Origin of the sequence: Methylobacterium currus, from assembly GCF_003058325.1 — a bacterium.
GTDB lineage: Bacteria > Pseudomonadota > Alphaproteobacteria > Rhizobiales > Beijerinckiaceae > Methylobacterium > Methylobacterium currus.
Genome location: NZ_CP028843.1, coordinates 82,639 through 98,175 on the forward strand (window position 1 = coordinate 82,639; position 15,537 = coordinate 98,175).

The 15,537-nt window shown below is 72.1% G+C and carries 15 protein-coding genes; 11 read left to right on the plus strand and 4 right to left on the minus strand.

What is annotated here, in order from left to right; translation table 11 throughout:
* The first annotated feature begins 168 nt into the window (after positions 1 to 168).
* Positions 169 to 774: a PAS domain-containing protein gene (locus tag DA075_RS00380; protein WP_099951505.1), complete on the plus strand. Its 606-nt coding sequence runs from the start codon at positions 169 to 171 to the stop codon at positions 772 to 774.
* A 114-nt stretch (positions 775 to 888) separates the two neighbouring features.
* Positions 889 to 1,515, plus strand: coding sequence for a Holliday junction branch migration protein RuvA (ruvA, locus tag DA075_RS00385; protein ID WP_099951506.1), 627 nt, complete (start codon positions 889 to 891; stop codon positions 1,513 to 1,515).
* A 19-nt stretch (positions 1,516 to 1,534) separates the two neighbouring features.
* Here ruvA and DA075_RS00390 read toward each other — a convergent pair whose 3' ends face one another.
* From DA075_RS00390 to DA075_RS00400, 3 genes are all read right to left on the minus strand, one after another.
* Positions 1,535 to 2,128 (minus strand): hypothetical protein, encoded by a 594-nt coding sequence (locus DA075_RS00390; RefSeq protein ID WP_099951507.1) that lies wholly within the window; start codon positions 2,126 to 2,128, stop codon positions 1,535 to 1,537.
* 202 nt (positions 2,129 to 2,330) lie between these two features.
* Complete coding sequence (locus DA075_RS00395) at positions 2,331 to 3,692, minus strand: sensor histidine kinase (RefSeq protein WP_099951508.1); 1,362 nt, start codon at positions 3,690 to 3,692, stop codon at positions 2,331 to 2,333.
* Positions 3,689 to 4,405, minus strand: a complete 717-nt coding sequence (locus tag DA075_RS00400; protein ID WP_099951509.1) for a response regulator — start codon at positions 4,403 to 4,405, stop codon at positions 3,689 to 3,691. The genes DA075_RS00395 and DA075_RS00400 overlap by 4 nt, the downstream gene beginning before the upstream one ends.
* Positions 4,406 to 4,645: 240 nt before the next feature.
* Here DA075_RS00400 and DA075_RS00410 point away from each other — a divergent pair, with 240 nt between their 5' ends.
* The 8 genes from DA075_RS00410 (at position 4,646) to DA075_RS00450 (ending at position 13,022) form a co-directional block, all read left to right on the plus strand.
* Entirely contained in the window at positions 4,646 to 4,975 is a 330-nt protein-coding gene (locus DA075_RS00410) for an accessory factor UbiK family protein (RefSeq protein WP_099951511.1), read from the plus strand.
* A 280-nt stretch (positions 4,976 to 5,255) separates the two neighbouring features.
* Positions 5,256 to 5,759 carry a type III secretion system chaperone family protein gene (locus DA075_RS00415; RefSeq protein WP_099951512.1) on the plus strand — a complete coding sequence of 168 codons (504 nt, stop codon included), beginning with the start codon at positions 5,256 to 5,258 and terminating at the stop codon, positions 5,757 to 5,759.
* Positions 5,756 to 6,577, plus strand: coding sequence for a pyrroline-5-carboxylate reductase (proC, locus tag DA075_RS00420; RefSeq protein WP_276330923.1), 822 nt, complete (start codon positions 5,756 to 5,758; stop codon positions 6,575 to 6,577). Before DA075_RS00415 ends, proC begins: the two co-directional genes overlap by 4 nt.
* Positions 6,578 to 6,742: 165 nt before the next feature.
* Entirely contained in the window at positions 6,743 to 7,552 is an 810-nt protein-coding gene (locus DA075_RS00425) for a TetR/AcrR family transcriptional regulator (RefSeq protein ID WP_244936456.1), read from the plus strand.
* 121 nt (positions 7,553 to 7,673) lie between these two features.
* Positions 7,674 to 8,252 (plus strand): cytochrome b, encoded by a 579-nt coding sequence (locus DA075_RS00430; protein WP_099951513.1) that lies wholly within the window; start codon positions 7,674 to 7,676, stop codon positions 8,250 to 8,252.
* A gap of 22 nt (positions 8,253 to 8,274) precedes the next feature.
* Positions 8,275 to 8,619, plus strand: a complete 345-nt coding sequence (locus DA075_RS00435) for a DUF3088 domain-containing protein (RefSeq protein ID WP_099951514.1) — start codon at positions 8,275 to 8,277, stop codon at positions 8,617 to 8,619.
* A gap of 258 nt (positions 8,620 to 8,877) precedes the next feature.
* Entirely contained in the window at positions 8,878 to 10,359 is a 1,482-nt protein-coding gene (locus DA075_RS00440) for an HWE histidine kinase domain-containing protein (protein WP_232386695.1), read from the plus strand.
* A 512-nt stretch (positions 10,360 to 10,871) separates the two neighbouring features.
* On the plus strand, positions 10,872 to 13,022 hold the full coding sequence (locus tag DA075_RS00450; RefSeq protein WP_099951517.1) for a TonB-dependent receptor family protein: 2,151 nt from the start codon (positions 10,872 to 10,874) through the stop codon (positions 13,020 to 13,022).
* Positions 13,023 to 13,088: 66 nt separating this feature from the next.
* On the opposite strand, the gene DA075_RS00455 is transcribed toward DA075_RS00450, so the two are convergent.
* Positions 13,089 to 14,000, minus strand: coding sequence for a LysR family transcriptional regulator (locus tag DA075_RS00455; RefSeq protein ID WP_164712178.1), 912 nt, complete (start codon positions 13,998 to 14,000; stop codon positions 13,089 to 13,091).
* Between the two features lie 134 nt (positions 14,001 to 14,134).
* Between DA075_RS00455 and DA075_RS00460 the strand changes: the two genes are divergently transcribed.
* The gene (locus tag DA075_RS00460) at positions 14,135 to 15,403 is read left to right on the plus strand and encodes a serine hydroxymethyltransferase (RefSeq protein ID WP_099951519.1); all 1,269 of its coding nucleotides are present in this window, start codon (positions 14,135 to 14,137) and stop codon (positions 15,401 to 15,403) included.
* Positions 15,404 to 15,537 lie beyond the last annotated feature (134 nt).

A 15,537-nucleotide genomic window follows, 5' to 3' on the forward strand; every position in this document is an offset into this window, starting at 1 on the left:
TGCCGGAGGCAGACCGTCCGAGGATGAAACGGTCCGCGGGATCTTTCGCTCATGTGTGCGGCGCCCGTAAAACGACTGCATTGACCGGCCTCGCCGGAGAAGCGCACAAGGCCGGGACGGGGCCCGACCACCGGGGGTCGAGCGAGGCGACGGGAGAAGCGGACCACCATGATCGGGGACGTCGAGGGAAGACGCGGCGCCGGGACGGCGCGGCCGTCCCTGCCGGTGACGGCGGACATGGTCGGCACCTGGTCGTGGGACATCGCCGGCGACCGGATGCATGCCGACGATGTCGCCGGCAGCCTGTTCGGGGCCGATCTCGACCGCCTGGCGAAGGGCGCGCCCTTGCGGGTCTTCGCGGCCTGCATCCATCCCGACGACCGCGACGCCGTCATCGCCCGGATGCAGCACGGCGCGGCGGAAGGCGGCTCGTTCGTGGCCGAGTTCCGGGTGCGGGATGCCGCCGGCCGGACGCTGTGGGTGCTCTCCCGCGCCCGCTACGAGCGCGGCCGCGACGGCCGCCCGGCCCGGGCGCACGGCATCCTGGTCGACATGACCGGCAGCGCGCTGAGCGACACCGCCTACGGCCACTGCGTCGATGCGCGGCCGGACTCCCCCCTGGAGCAGGCCGCCGAGGCCTGCATCGCCGCCCGCGAGGCCCTGGCGAGCGCGGACCGGCCGTTCCTCCTCAAGATCCTCGACATGCTGCTCCTGGAACTCGGCCGGGAGATCGGCAAGAGCCTGCGCCGGGCCACGCTGCGCCGCCTGAGCTGACGAGAGCGGCGCGGCGCATCGCCGACGGGGCGACGCGCCGCCTTGTGGGCCGGGTCCGGGCTGGGTATGGGCCGGGTCTCAGGGCCGTCCGGCCCGCCAGAGACTCAACGGGCGATGATCGGCAAGCTGAAGGGCGTCGTGGATTCCTACGGCGAGGATTTCGTGATCCTCGACGTGCACGGCGTCGGCTACGTGGTGCATTGCTCGGCCCGCACGCTGCAGCGCCTGCCCCCTATCGGCGAGGCGGCGGAGCTGGCGATCGAGACCCATGTGCGCGAGGACATGATCCGCCTCTACGGCTTCCGGGCCGATGCGGAGCGCGAGTGGTTCCGCCTGCTCCAGACGGTGCAGGGCGTCGGCACCCGGGTCGCCCTCGGGGTGCTCTCGGTGATGGAGCCGGGCGACCTCGCCACCGCCATTGCCACCGGCGACAAGGGCGCGGTCGCCCGCGCCCCCGGCGTCGGCCCCCGCCTCGCCGCCCGGCTGGTGGCCGAGCTGAAGGACAAGGCCCCGGCCTTCTCAGCCATAGACCCGGCCCTGATCCAGCTTACCGGGGCGGTGGAGGACAACACCGCGCCCCAGCCGGTGGCTGACGCGATCTCGGCGCTCGTCAATCTCGGCTACGCCCAGGTCCAGGCCTCGGCGGCGGTGGCCGCGGCGCTGAAGGGGGCCGGCGAAGGCGCGGCGGCGATGGAGGCCAAGACCCTGATCCGCCTGGGCCTGCGTGAACTGGCGCGGTGATCGGGCCCGGGCGGTCTGATCAGACCCGGAAGTCGAACACCGCCGCCTGGCTGCCCTTCGTCGTGCTCCCGCTGCCGCTCGCGCCGTAACCACTCGCCTGGGTCTGCGCCTGCGAGTCCTGCACCTGCTTCAGGAAGCTCGCGAGGAGATCGCTGGCGTCGGTGGTGGCGGAGGCCGTGTCGGTCGAGCCCGCCGTGTCGGCGCCGCCGGAGGGCGGCGGGCCGGGGGGAGGACCGCCGGCGCCGCCGACGCCACCGCGATCCCCGTCGCGGCCACCGCCCTTCTGAGACGACAGCAGGCTCTTGAGCGTCGTCGCCTGGTCGCTCGTCAGGGCGCCTTTGGTGACCTCGGCGCCGATGAGGTCGTCCATCCGGCTCCTGGCCTGCGCCGGGTCGAGGCGGGTGCCGCCACGGGTGCCGGAGGTGCCCGATATCGCTTGGTCGATATCCTGGACCGCGCTCGTGAGCGCGCTCGCGTCGGTGTCGCCGAGGCTGCCGGCCTGCTGCTGCGCCGAGATCTGGTCGAGGAGCCGCTGCTTGGGCCCGCCGGCCTTCTCGACCCTGGGCTGACTGATCGGCTGGGCGGCGGCGCTGGATGCGGAGACGGTGGTCATGGGGCGGGGACCTCGCGTGGACGGGGACGATCCGTCATCCCCGATGCGGGTCAGAGTGCGTCCGGCGCGGCTTAAGAGAACTTTCGCCGACGCAAGAGAAAGGTTTCCTTCCGTTGCGCCGCGCCGTGACGCAACGAGACGCTACATCTTCGCCGGACGTATCCGGTGGCGCGGCGTCCGAACGGATCGTTCGCGAGCCGTGTCAGGCGGCCCGGGCCGCCGGCTGGCGCGGCACGGCGCCGGGCGCCCGCGGCAGTTCGAGCCGCACGCACAGGCCCTGCGGAGCCCGGTTCTCCAGGCTGAACGCGCCGCCATGCGACTGGGCGATGGCGCTCGCGATCGACAGGCCGAGGCCGAAGCCGCCGGCCTCGTTGAGGGTGCGGGCGCGGTCGCCGCGCACGAAGGGCTGGAGCATCAGGGCGCGCTCCTCCTCCGGGATCCCCGGGCCCTCGTCCAGGATCTCGACCGCGACGCGGCCCGGCCCGGCCTCGACGAGGCGCACGGTGGCGCCGCCGGCATATTTCACCGCGTTGTCGATCAGGTTGGTGAGCGCCCGCTGCAACTCGCCGGAGGAGCCGCGCACCAGGGCCGGCCGCAGGTCCTCGGCCCGCACCGCCTCGCCGATATCGGCGAAGCCGTCGCAGACCGTCTGCACCACCGAGGCGAGATCGATCAGGCTCAGGCCCTCGCGGGACTGGCCGTCGCGCACGAAGGACAGGGCCGCCTCGACCAGCGCGTTCATCTGGTCGAGGTCGCGCAGGAACTGCCGGCGCAGGGTCTCGTCCTCCAGGAACTCCGCCCTGAGGCGCAGGCGGGTGATCGGCGTGCGCAGGTCGTGGCTGATCGCCGCCAGCATGTGGGTGCGGTCGTCGATCAGGCGCAAGACCCGGTCGCGCATCCGGCCCAGCGCCCGGGACACCGCCAGCACCTCCTCCGGCCCGCGCTGCGGCAGCGGCCGCGCCTCGGTGGCGGTGCCGAAGGCCTCTGCCGCCTCGGCCAGCCGCGCGAGCGGCGCGGTGAGCGCCCGGGTCGCCCAGATCGACAGCAGCGTCAGCGAGAGGGCGAGGAAGACCAGGGTGATCAGCACCGCGCTGGTCAGCGGCGGGTGCGGCAGCGGCAGGGGCGGCAGGTCGGCGGCGAGCTGCAGGCCGCCCGGCCCGGCGATGCGCAGGTGCAGGGCGCCGGCGGGCTGGTGCTCGGCCGCGACGCCGTAACCGGGCCCCAAGGCCGCGCGCAGGCCCGTGATCTCCGGCACGTCGGCGCTCGACGGGCTAGGCGCGTTCGGCTCGTTGGCGGGCAGCAGGGTCAGGTGGAGGGAGGAGGCGCTGTGGCGGGCCGCCGCCACCACGTCGGCCCGGTCTTCCGCCGGCGCGGCCGCCACCATGTGGACCACGGTGACGAGGCGGTTGGCCAGCGCGCTCGGGCGCTCGTCGGAGCGGCGCAGCTCCGGGCGCAGCAGCAGGAAGGCCACCGTCACGACGACGTGGGTGACCACGATCGCGGCGACCACCAGGAGGGCGAGCTGCCCGGCGATGCGGCCCGGCAGGGGCCCCTTCCCGGTCATGTCGAGACCACCTCCGGCGTGAACAGGTAGCCGCCGGAGCGGATGGTCTTGATCATCTCCGGGTTGCGGGGATCGCGCTCGATCTTCTGGCGGATGCGGCTCACCAGCACGTCGATGCTGCGCTCGAACGGCCCGGGCGCCCGGCCCTGCGTCAGGTCGAGGAGCTGGTCGCGGGAGAGCACCCGGCCCGGCCGCAGGCACATGGCGTGCAGGAGGTCGAACTCGGCCCCGGTGAGCGCCACCTGGGCGCCCTCCGGGTTGAGGAGCTGGCGCAGGCCCGCATCGAGCACGAAGCCCGCGAAGGCGTGGCGGCGCACGCCCTCGTCGTCGCGGCCCTGGGACGCGGCGCCGCGGCGCAGGATCGCACGGATGCGGGCCAACAGTTCGCGCGGGTTGAAGGGCTTGGCCAGGTAGTCGTCGGCCCCGATCTCGAGCCCGACGATCCGGTCGATCTCCTCGCTCTTCGCCGTGAGCATCAGGATCGGCATGCCGGAGCCGGCGCGCAGGCGCCGGCAGATCGACAATCCGTCCTCGCCCGGCAGCATCAGGTCGAGGACGATCAGGTCGACGCGGGAATCGGCCAGGAGCCGGTCCATCTCGCGGCCGTCCCCGGCGATCGAGACCCGGCAATCGTTGCCGCGGAGGTAGCGGGCGACCAGCGTGCTGATCTCGCGATCGTCCTCGACGATCAGGATGTGCGGTGTCGTGCTCACGGTTCCGCCTTATGCCCGAGACCGGGTTTTGCTTGAAGCCATCATTGTGCAACCGTCTGTTGCTGGATCCCGCCCGCGACACCGTCGCGCAACCGACCCCGTCCCACGGGCTTGAGGGCGCCCGCACGGGCGTCATCGCGATGGTGCCGTATTTTCGCGCGATCGGGAGCCCGGACCGGGGCCCATTCCGCCACGAAATGCATTAGGGCTGTGCACCAGGACCAGCCCCGGAGGATTCTCATGCAGCAGAACCGCCTGTTCGACGACTTCGCCCGCCTGATGACCGACGCCGCCGGCGCGGCCCAGGGCGTGCGCCGCGAGGCCGAGACCATGGTCAAGGCGCAGATCGAGCGCATGCTGCGGGACATGGACGTGGCGACCCGCGAGGAGGTCGAGGTGCTGCGCGACCTCGTCGCGTCCCTGCGGGCCCAGAACGACGCGCTCGCGACCCGGGTCGCGGCCTTGGAGGCCGCTCCGGCCGGGACCAAGGCGCCGGAGACGAAAATCGCCTCCGCCAAGGCCAAGGGTGCGACGGCTGGCCCGGCGGCCGGCGACACGGCGACGGCCTGACGCCTCGTCCGGCGGCGCCCCGCTTGTGCACAGGAAGCTTCGGTGGATAGCCGGCGGTGCGCCGCCGCCACCGCGGCTTTCCGCTTTGAGTCCCTGGACTCGCCCGGGCTATAGTGGGTGACGCACTGATTCGCAGCCGCTCAGGGGAGACAAGTCGGCGCTTTAGCTTATCGCCTGCACGTCCTGACCGTGCCCGGGTCGCGATCTGCCTTGAAGACGACACTCGCCGCGTCCGCTGACGCAGCTGTTTCCCGCTCTGACGAGCCAAACTTGGATCGCCATGACCCAGCTCAACATCGACGACCTGAACCGCGCCGAGCACCCGCTCGATGTCGTCGAGCGCCTCGCCTCCCTCCGGGACTGGATCTTCGATCGTGCCGAGACCGACGAGATGTCGGTGGCGGTGGCCGGTCAGTGGGCCGAGTACCATGTCGCCTTCACGTGGATCGAGGACGTGGAGGCGCTGCACGTCGCGTCCGCCTTCGACCTGAAGGTGCCGGAGCGGCGGCGCAACGAGGTGCTGCGGCTCGTCTCGCTCGTCAACGAGCAGCTCTGGGTCGGCCATTTCGATCTCTGGAACAGCGAGCACGTGGTGATGTTCCGCCACGCGCTCTTGCTCACCGGCGGCGCCGAGCCGACGCACGGCCAGTGCGAGACGATGCTGAAGACCGCGGTCGAGGCCTGCGAGCGCTACTTCCAGGCGTTCCAGTTCGTGATCTGGGCCGGCAAGTCGGCCCGTGAGGCCCTCGACGCGGTGCTGTTCGAGACCGAGGGCGAGGCGTGAGCGAGGGCGGGACCCTGCCGGCCTCGCTGATCCTGGTCGGCGCCGGCAAGATGGGCGGGGCGATGCTGGAGGGCTGGCTCGCCGACGGGCTGCCGGGCGCCTGCGTCGCCGTCATCGATCCCAACCCGGCCCCCGCCATGGCGGCCCTCTGCGCCGCCCACGGCATCGCCCTCAACCCGGCCGCGCCGGCCGAGCCCGAGGCCCTGGTCCTGGCGATCAAGCCGCAGGGCCTGGAGGCCGCAGCAGGCGCCCTGGCGCCGCTCGTCGGGCCGGATACCGTCGTGGTCTCGGTGCTGGCCGGAAAGACCATCGCCAACCTGAAGGACCGCCTGCCCCGCGCCCGCGCGGTGGTGCGGGCGATGCCGAACCTGCCGGCGAGCATCCGCCGGGGCGCCACGGGCGCCGCGGCCTCGCCCGAGACCAGCGCCGACCAGCGCCGCAAGGCTCATGCGCTCCTCTCCGGCATCGGCCTCGTCGAGTGGCTGGACAGCGAGGACCTGATCGACGCCGTGACGGCGGTCTCGGGGTCCGGCCCGGCCTACGTCTTCCTGATGGCCGAGGCCCTGGCGGCCGCGGGCGTCGCCGCCGGGCTGCCGGCCGAGGTGGCGGCGCGCCTCGCCCGCCAGACCGTGGCGGGGGCGGGCGAGCTCCTGGGGCAGAGCCCCGAGGAGCCGGGGACCCTGCGCCAGAACGTGACCTCGCCGGGCGGCACCACCGCGGCGGCCCTCTCGGTGCTGATGGCCGAGGATGGCCTGGCCCCCCTGATGCGCGAGGCCGTGGCGGCGGCGAAACGCCGGGCCGGGGAGCTGGCGGGCTGACGCCCGCCCGACGAGATCACCCACGGCTCACGCGGGCGCGTCGCCGCGGCCCCCTGCCCGGCGGGCGGGACGATCCCTAGATAGGCGGTCGGGGCGGGCGATCCGCCTCGGGGAGGCGCTGCGGCGCGCTCCCCTTTCGCCTCAACGGTATCGGAGCGTCCATCCATGGCCCGCACCCCCAAGGTGTCCGACGGCACGGCATCCGGCGACACGACCTCCGGCGAGCAGCACGGCGCCGGCGGCGGGCCGGAGACCACCCGCCTGCCGCCCCGGGAGGCGATCGTCGAGGCGCTGATGCGGCTCGCCGCCGAGCAGCCCTGGAATGACATCGAGATCGCCGACATCGCCCGCGAGGCCGGGGTCAGCCTGGCGGAGTTCCGCGACGCCTATCCGTCGAAGGGCGCGGTGCTCGGCGGCTTCGCCCGCATGATCGACAAGCAGGTGCTGGAAGGCGCCAGCGACGACCTCGACGAGGAGCCGACCCGCGAGCGGCTGTTCGACGTGCTGATGCGCCGCCTCGACGCGATGGATCCCTACAAGCCGGCCCTGCGCCGCATCGCCTTCGCGCTGCGCGGCGATCCCCTGTCGCTTGCCGCCCTCAACCAGGTGGCGCTCAACTCGCAGCGCTTCATGCTGGCCTCCGCCGGGATCAGCACCGAGGGGCCGCTCGGCCGCCTGAAGCTCCAGGGCGTGGTGATCGCCTTCGCGCGGGTGATGGAGGTGTGGCTGGAGGACGAGGATCCGGCGCTCGCCCGCACCATGGCGGCGCTCGACCGCGAGATCCGCAACGGCGAGCGCTTCATGGAGCGTGCCGAGGACGTGCGCCGCCTGACCGCACCGTTCCGGGCGCTGGCCCAGTCCCTCGCCGAGGGCGGACGCCGCCGACGCCGGCGCGACCGTCGGGACGACGCCCGAGACGACCGCAACGAGGACGAGGGCAATCCTCTCGGGGGCGATCCGGCGGCGGCGATCTGACGCCGCGCCCGTCCCCGGCATTTCGAGCGATTCCAGGGTGACCGTGCGTCGCGTATTGTCTAGCCTGCCGGGGTGATCCATCGCCGCCGCGAGGGCGGCGGCCGCTTGAGGACCCTTCCGGATGCTCGACCTGTCCACCCGCGCGCCGATGCCGATCGCCCGCGTCGAGCAGCCGCGCTACACGGCCGTGGCGCAGGGCCTGCACTGGCTCACCGCCGCCCTGGTGCTGGCGGTGCTGCCGCTCGCCTGGATCGCCACGAGCCTGCCGGCGAGCCCGGCCAAGGGCGTCTACTTCCAGCTGCACAAGTCGGTCGGCATCACGATCTTCGCCATCGTCGCCCTCCGCATCCTGTGGCGGGCCTGGCACCCGGCCCCGCCGGAAGTCTACGTGCCGCGGGGCCTGGCGCTGCTCGGCCGGATCAACCACTGGCTGCTCTACCTCGTGTTCCTGCTGATGCCGGCGAGCGGCTTCGTGCTCTCGGCCGCCGCCGGCAACACGACGCAGTACTTCTTCCTGTTCCCGATCCCGCCTTTCATGGCGAAGAACGAGGCGGTGGCCAAGCTCGCCGACCAGATCCACCTGGCGGGTCAGTACGCCGTCTACGCCCTGGTGGCGCTGCACGTGCTGGCCACCGCCTGGCACCTGATCGCGCGGCGCGACGCCCTCCTCGACCGGATGCTGCCGCGCCAGGACGCCTGAGCGACGAGCGAGGGCGAGGGTCTTGCGCGATCACCTCTACCTGCTGATCCCGGATTTCGCCGACCCGGCCTTCCCGGGCCGGCGCTTCTATTGCTGGCACTGCGCCCTGATCGAGGGCGTGCTCGCGGGCTTCCCCGAACGGGCCGGGCGCCTCGACGTGACGCGCCTGCCCTGGCCGCGTCCGCGGCGGGCGCTGATCGACCGCCTCGGAGACGCTCACCAGTCGCTGCCGCTCCTGATCCTCGCCCCCGACGCCCCGGACGCCCTCGCCACCGGCCGCCACGGCGCCCTGCTTTTCGCCGACGACAAGGACGCGATCCTGCGGGCGCTGCACGAGCGCCACGGGTTTCCGGAGCCGCATCCGTGACGTGCGCTCCCCGTATCCTGGGAGCCCGGTGCCGCGCCGGCGCTGGTGGAGATCCTGCTGCGGGACGGATTTCGCCGCGCGGCACCGGCAACTTGGCGGGTGCGATCATGTTCGATGACGAGCACTGCAAAGGAGGTCGCCGGATGCGCGCTTTTGCAGCAAAGCCAAGCATTGCGTGACGCCGGGCCATTGACCATGAGGCGGGGATCCGCGCCTGACGACCAGACCGACGGGATCGCCCGGGAGGCGAGGACAAGCGTGACCGACCATCGCGACGACAGCCGCATCGCGACCGAGCTGACCCGGACCGGCACGAGCCCCGATCCGTTCGCGGCGGCCGTGCGGGCGACGCGCATGCCGATGGTGATCACCGATCCGCACCAGCCCGACAACCCGATCGTCTTCGTCAACGACGCCTTCTCGCAGCTGACCGGCTACCCCCGGGACGAGATCCTCGGCCGCAACTGCCGCTTCCTCCAGGGTCCCGAGACCGACCCGGCCGACGTGGCGCAGATCCGTGACGCGATCGAGCGGCAGGTCCCGATCGAGATCGACCTTCTCAACCACAAGAAGACCGGCGAGGCGTTCTGGAACCGCCTGCTCGTCTCCCCGGTCTTCGATGATCAGGGCCGGCTCACCTACTTCTTCGCCTCGCAATTCGACGCGACGCTGGAGCGCGACCGGCTGGTGCGCCTGCAAGCCGACCGCGACGCGCTGGAGCGGGAGATCGAGCGGCGCACGCACGCCCTGCGGCGGAGCGAGGAGCGCCTGCACTTCATCCTCAGGGCCTCCCGCCTCGGCTCCTGGACCCTCGACCTCGCCGACATGCGGCTGGTGGCCTCCGAGAGCTGCAAGCGCAATCTCGGCCGCGATCCGGGCGAGCCGTTCACCTTCGACGACCTGATCGCCGCGATCCTGCCGGAGGACCGCGACCGGATGCAGGCGGCGGTCCGCGACTCGATCGAGACCCGGAGCGACTACGACATCGAGTACCGGATCCGCACGCCGGGCGGGGAGGTGCGCTGGCTTCAGATCCGCGGCCAGCCCTTCTACGACGCGGACGGTGCACCCCTGAGCATGGCCGGCGTGACCCTCGACGTGACCGAGCGCAAGCGCGGCGAGGAGCACCGGGCCCTGCTCGCCGAGGAGCTGAACCACCGGGTGAAGAACTCCATGGCGACGATCCAGTCGATCGCCAACCAGACCCTCACTCATGCGACCTCGCTCGCTGAGGCGCGCACCGCCTTCAATGCCCGCCTGCAATCGCTCTCGGCTGCCCACGACATCCTGACCCGGGATGCCTGGGAGGGCGCGACCCTGGCGGAGATCGCCGAAGAGGCCCTGCGTCCGTTCCGCAGCGGCGCCGGCACCCGCTTCACGATCGGCGGACCGCCCATCCGCCTGCCGCCCCGGCTGGCGCTGGCCTTCGTGATGGCCCTGCACGAGCTGGCGACCAACGCGGCCAAGTACGGCGCGCTCTCCGACGATCGGGGCCGGGTGCTCCTGACCTGGGAGGTGACCGGCGATGCGCGCCTGCGGCTGCGCTGGGAGGAGACAGGCGGTCCTCCGGTCTCGACCCCGGCCCGGCGCGGATTCGGCTCGCGGATGATCGAGCGGGTGCTGGCCGCCGAGATCGGCGGCACGGCGGAGGTGGAGTACCGGCCGGGCGGCGTGGTGGCGAGGGTGGAGGCGCCGCTGCCGGAGGCGGGGCTGCCGGTGGGTGGGCCCGCGGGCGGTTGAGCCCGACCGGTGCCGGAGACACATGGATGCCGAATCGGTGAGCGATCCAGCAATCCTGCTTGACCCTCTCGGAAGCTCGGCCTTACGCAGGGATCCATGCAGAGGGGGTGGACAAGCTGGAGAGGCTTCCGTGCGGCGGTCGCTGTCGCTGCGCTCTATGCGCTTGCCCTGCAGGCCCTCCTCACCGGCGCTGTCGCCACCGCCCAGCCCGGTCTCCCGCATATCCTCTGCGCTCCGGACGTCGGCTCGTCGCCCGATGATCCGGTCAAGGCGCCTCCCGTTCACCACCATCTCGCCTGCTGTACGGCGGCGCACAGCCTCGATGTCCTGACCGTCCCGGTCCTCGGCTCGGCCCTCATCGCCTGGCCGGTCCGCAGGATCGTCGGCGCGTCCTGGCGTCCGGAGGTCGTCGCCCGTCCCCGCGCACCGCCCGGGGCCCATGCCAGCGCGAGAGCGCCCCCCATCGCCTGACCGATCGCCTCTTGGGATCAGTCACACGATGGATGTCAGTCATGGATTCCGTTCCGCGGGTCGCGCTGCATGCCGCCCTGCTTCTCACCCTGTTTGCCACCACCCCGGTCCTTGCCCAGTCCGCCGGTCCGACCTCGATCCCGCTCGACGAGATCACGGTCGGGGGCGCCGCTCCACCAGGGGCCGGCACGAGCCCTCGTCCCGGCGAGGCCGCCGGGTCCGTCACGGTCCCGAGCATTGCCCGGCAGCGCGCGGCGGTGAACGCGACGGTCGGCTCGGTCGCGTTCGTCGATGCCGCGGACGTCCAGAGCCGCTACGCCAACACCCTGCGCGACGTTCTCAAGGACGTGCCCGGGGTCTACGTCCAGGAGCGCTACGGCCAGGAGATCCGCCTCTCGGTGCGCGGCTCCGGCATCGCCCGCGGCTATCATCTGCGCGGCCTCGAATTGCTGCAGGACGGCATTCCGCTCAACCTGGCCGATGGCAGCGGCGACTTCTACCAGGTCGACCCGCTCGCCCTCCGGTCCATCGAGGTCTACAAGGGCGGCAACGCCCTGACCTTCGGGGCAACGACCCTGGGCGGCGCCGTCAACACCGTCACCCCGACCGCCCACACGGCGCTCGCGCCCACCATCCTCCGCATCGACGGCGGCAGCTTCAACACCATCCGGGAGAATGTCCAGTTCTCGCGCATCTCCGGTCCGGCCGACTTCCTGCTCAACGGGACCGTGACGAACTCGGACGGCTACCGCCAGCACGAGGCGCAGCGCACGCAGAACGTCAACGCCAATCTCGGCTACCAGCTCGCGCCGGGTGTCGAGACCCGGTTCTTTCTCGGCACCTACCTGACCGACCAGAAGCTGCCGGGTACCCTGACGCTCTTCGACGCCTTCAACACGCCCCGCTCGGCGAACCCGAGCGCCATCAGCGGCAACCAGTCCCGAAAGGTCGAGACGGAGCGGATCGCCAACCGCACGTCCTTGGTTCTCGATGTCGGCAAGCTCGACATCGACACCTGGGCGATTCACAAGAGCCTCTACCATCCGATCTTCCAGGTCATCGACCAGGACGGCTGGACCTACGGCATCGCGCCCCACTGGGCCGGCACGTTCGACGTGGCGGGTTTTCGCAACGACGCGATCCTCGGGCTGCGCGCCTTCGCCGGCCAGAACACCGCCTTGCAGTTCGTCAACATCGCCGGCCAGCGCGGCGCGCCGACGGCGAACGCCCTCCAGAGCGCGTCGAACTACGAGGCCTATGGCGAGAACCGCTTCTGGTTCCTGTCCGACCTGGCGCTGATGACCGGCGCCAAGGTCTTCTCGTCGAACCGCACCTACAGCAACAAGGGCGGATTGCCGGCGAGCCCGAACGTGCAGTTCGGCAATGCCACCTACGAGGGCGTCAACCCGAAGGTCGGCCTGCTCTGGCAGCCCTTGCCCGACATCCAGGTCTTCGGCGACATCACCCGCTCGCGCGACGTGCCGGACTTCTCCGATCTGGTTCAGCAGAATACCTTGAGGACCACCTTCGTGCCGTTGCAGGCGCAGCGCGCCTGGACCGTCGAGGCGGGATCACGCGGCCGGGTCGACCGGCTGGCCTGGGACGTCACGGTGTTCCGGTCGAACGTTCGCGACGAACTGATCAACTTCTCGATCAATCCCGGTCTCAACATCCCGGCGGCGACCTTCAACGCGCCGCGCACGGTCCATCAGGGCGTGGAGGCCGCCGTCACCCTCGACGTGGTGCGGGACCTGACGGGCGCCGGCGACACGGTCAGCGTCGCCCAGATCTGGACGCATAACGACTTCCGCTTCGTTCACGACCCCGTCTTCGGCAACAACCGCATCGCCGGGATCCCGGACGACGTGCTGCGGACCGTGGCCAGCTATCGGCATCCGAACGGCTTCTACCTCTCGCCCTCGGTCGATTGGGTGCCGCGCGGGGCCTTCGCCGACCACGCCAATACGCTGCGGGTCCCGGGCTACGCCCTGCTCAACATCCAGACGGGGATCGACTTCGAGAACGGGGTGTCGCTCTTCGTCGATGCCCGCAACCTCACGGATGCGCGCTACATCTCGGACATCTCCGTGGTGACCAACGCCGCCGCGACGGCGGGCGGCGCGGCGGCTCTGGCCGCCTTCTACCCCGGCAGCGGCCGGAGCGTCTTTGCCGGCGTGCGGGCGGCGTTCTGAGCCTCGGCCCGAGGTCGGTGTCACCAAGGCCTGCCGGCGCACGCGCCGGCAGGCCTGGTCCGGCCCTCAGTCCCCTTCCGCGCGGTCGCACGGGCCGGCCTGCGATCCCTCGCCGCTCAACCACCGGATCACCGGCGCCAGCCGCGCCGCCTCCCCGCCCTCCGGCATGTCCAGCCGCAGCGGCGCCCCCGCCACCACCCGATCCCCGAACGGCGCGACGAGGCGCCCGGCGGCGAGCGCCTCGCCCACCAGGGCGCTGTGCCCGATGAGCACGCCGTGGCCGGCGAGCGCGGCGTCGAGGGCGATGCCGTAGAGCGAGAACGCCGCCTCCCGGGCCGGCCGCAGGGCCCCGGCGCCGTGGCGGCCGAGCCAGCGCGGCCAGTCCTCGCGCCAGACCGAATCGTGCAGGAGCGTCGTTCCGCTCAGGTCCCGCGGGTGGCGCAGGGCCGCTGCCAGCGCGGGGGCGCAGACCGGGAACAGGTCGTCCGGAGCGAGCACGACCGAGGCGCAGCCGGCCGGCGCCTCGCCGAAATACAGGCCGAGATCGACGCGCTCGCGGAGGTAGTCCGGCGGGTCGTCCCGGGTCAGGATCGCGACGTCGAGGTCGAAGGTCGCCTGCAGGGCCGGGAGCCGGGGGGCGAGCCAGAGCTGGGCGATGCAGGGCAGGGCCGCGAGCGTCAGGCTGCGCGGCCGGCCGACCCCGCGCATCACCCGCACCGCGTGGTTCAGCGCGTCGAAGGCCATGGTCAGGGACGGCAGCACCGCCCTCCCCTCCTGCGTCAGGCACAGGCCGTTCGGCCGGCGGTGGAAGAGCGGCCGGCCGAGCCAGGCCTCGAGACCCTTCACCTGGGCGCCGATCGCCGCCGGGGTGACGTGCAGCTCCTCGGCCGCCGCCACGTAGCCGCCGTGGCGCGCCGCCGCCTCGAAGGCCCGCAGGGCGTTGAGGGAGGGCGGGGCCGCCCGGCCGGCCGGATCCATCGCGGGGCCTCGCATTCTCTCGACCAAGGAAACGAGGCCAAGAAAAGCTTGGCCAGAGGCTCAGCTTATCCCGTTTGCCGGCCGGTCCGGCAAGCCCGACACTCGGGTCCTGCCACCGACGGGACCCTCCAACCATGCGCCTCCTCCACGACGGCTATTTCGACCGCGGGCTCGACGCCGACCCGGAGCTCGCCGCCTCGATCCGCGGCGAGCTCGCCCGGCAGCGGGACGGGATCGAGCTGATCGCCTCGGAGAACATCGTCTCGCGGCTGGTGCTGGAGGCGCAAGGATCGGTCCTCACCAACAAGACCGTCGAGGGACTTCCCTACGCGCGCTACTATGGCGGCGCCGAGCATGCCGACGCGATCGAAGCCCTGGCGGTGACCCGGGCGACGCGGCTGTTCGGCTGCCGCTTCGCCAACGTGCAGCCCCATTCGGGCTCGAACGCCAATGCGGGCGTCTTCCTCGGCCTCTTGGCGCTCGGCGACACCATCCTGTCGATGGGCGTCGAGGCCGGCGGCCATATCAGCCACGGCCATCCGGCGACCCTGACGGGCCGTGACTACCGCATCGTCCGCTACGGCGTGGAGCGCGCCAGCGAGCGCGTGAATCTGGACGCGGTCGCCCGCCTCGCCCGCGAGCACCGCCCCACGATGATCGTCGCCGGCGGCTCGGCCTATGCCCGCGCCCTCGATTTCGCGGGCCTGCGGACCATCGCCGACGAGGTCGGGGCGCTCCTGATGGTCGACATGGCGCATTTCGCCGGCCTCGTCGCCACCGGGCTCTATCCTCACCCCTTCCCGCACGCCCACGTGGTGACCTCGACCACCTACAAGTCCCTGCGCGGCGCCCGCGGCGGGCTCGTGCTGTGGAACGATCCCGCCCTGTCGGACAAGATCAACTACGGGATCTTCCCGGGCGTGCAGGGCTCGGTGATGATGCACGCGGTTGCCGCCAAGGCGGCGTGCTTCGGCGAAGCCCTGCGGCCGGAATTCACGGCCTACAACCAGGCCGTCCTCGACAATGCCCGGGCGCTGGCCGGGAGCGTCGCCGAGGCCGGGATGCGCCTCGTCGCCGGCGGCACCGATTGCGGGCTGATGCTGGTCGATCTCTCGCCTCAAGGGATCACGGGCGACGTGGCGGCCAAGGCGCTCGAGGCGGCGGGCCTCGCGGTCAACAAGAACCAGATCCCGTTCGACACCCGCCCGCCCGAGGCGCCGTCCGGCCTGCGCCTGTCCTCGAATGCCGGCACCGCGCGCGGCTTCGGCGTGGAGGAGTTCCGGCAGATCGGCCGCTGGATCGCCCGGGTCGTCGCGGCGCCCCACGATGCGGCCGGGCTGGCGGCGGTACGGGGCGAGGTGCTGGCGTTGTGCCGGCGGTTTCCGATCTATGGCGGGGACTGAGCTGGATTGACAGACGACGAGCATCGGCCTCGTCGATGCAGGCTGACGGGGGAAAACGGAAATCGCGGGGACCTCCTCTCCCCGCGGGCGGGGAGAGGAGAAGCCCAGCGTCTGGATCGTCTACGAACAGTCCG

What these genes read in the sequence shown, in the direction of transcription:
- DA075_RS00455 (WP_164712178.1), bottom strand. Translation starts at nt 14,000, where the DNA reads ATGGATCCGGCCGGCCGGGCGGCCCCGCCCTCCCTCAACGCCCTGCGG.
- DA075_RS00430 (WP_099951513.1), top strand. Translation starts at nt 7,674, where the DNA reads ATGCTCGACCTGTCCACCCGCGCGCCGATGCCGATCGCCCGCGTCGAG.
- DA075_RS00395 (WP_099951508.1), bottom strand. Translation starts at nt 3,692, where the DNA reads ATGACCGGGAAGGGGCCCCTGCCGGGCCGCATCGCCGGGCAGCTCGCC.
- DA075_RS00390 (WP_099951507.1), bottom strand. Translation starts at nt 2,128, where the DNA reads ATGACCACCGTCTCCGCATCCAGCGCCGCCGCCCAGCCGATCAGTCAG.
- DA075_RS00450 (WP_099951517.1), top strand. Translation starts at nt 10,872, where the DNA reads ATGGATTCCGTTCCGCGGGTCGCGCTGCATGCCGCCCTGCTTCTCACC.
- DA075_RS00380 (WP_099951505.1), top strand. Translation starts at nt 169, where the DNA reads ATGATCGGGGACGTCGAGGGAAGACGCGGCGCCGGGACGGCGCGGCCG.
- DA075_RS00460 (WP_099951519.1), top strand. Translation starts at nt 14,135, where the DNA reads ATGCGCCTCCTCCACGACGGCTATTTCGACCGCGGGCTCGACGCCGAC.
- DA075_RS00425 (WP_244936456.1), top strand. Translation starts at nt 6,743, where the DNA reads ATGGCCCGCACCCCCAAGGTGTCCGACGGCACGGCATCCGGCGACACG.
- ruvA (WP_099951506.1), top strand. Translation starts at nt 889, where the DNA reads ATGATCGGCAAGCTGAAGGGCGTCGTGGATTCCTACGGCGAGGATTTC.
- DA075_RS00410 (WP_099951511.1), top strand. Translation starts at nt 4,646, where the DNA reads ATGCAGCAGAACCGCCTGTTCGACGACTTCGCCCGCCTGATGACCGAC.
- DA075_RS00415 (WP_099951512.1), top strand. Translation starts at nt 5,256, where the DNA reads ATGACCCAGCTCAACATCGACGACCTGAACCGCGCCGAGCACCCGCTC.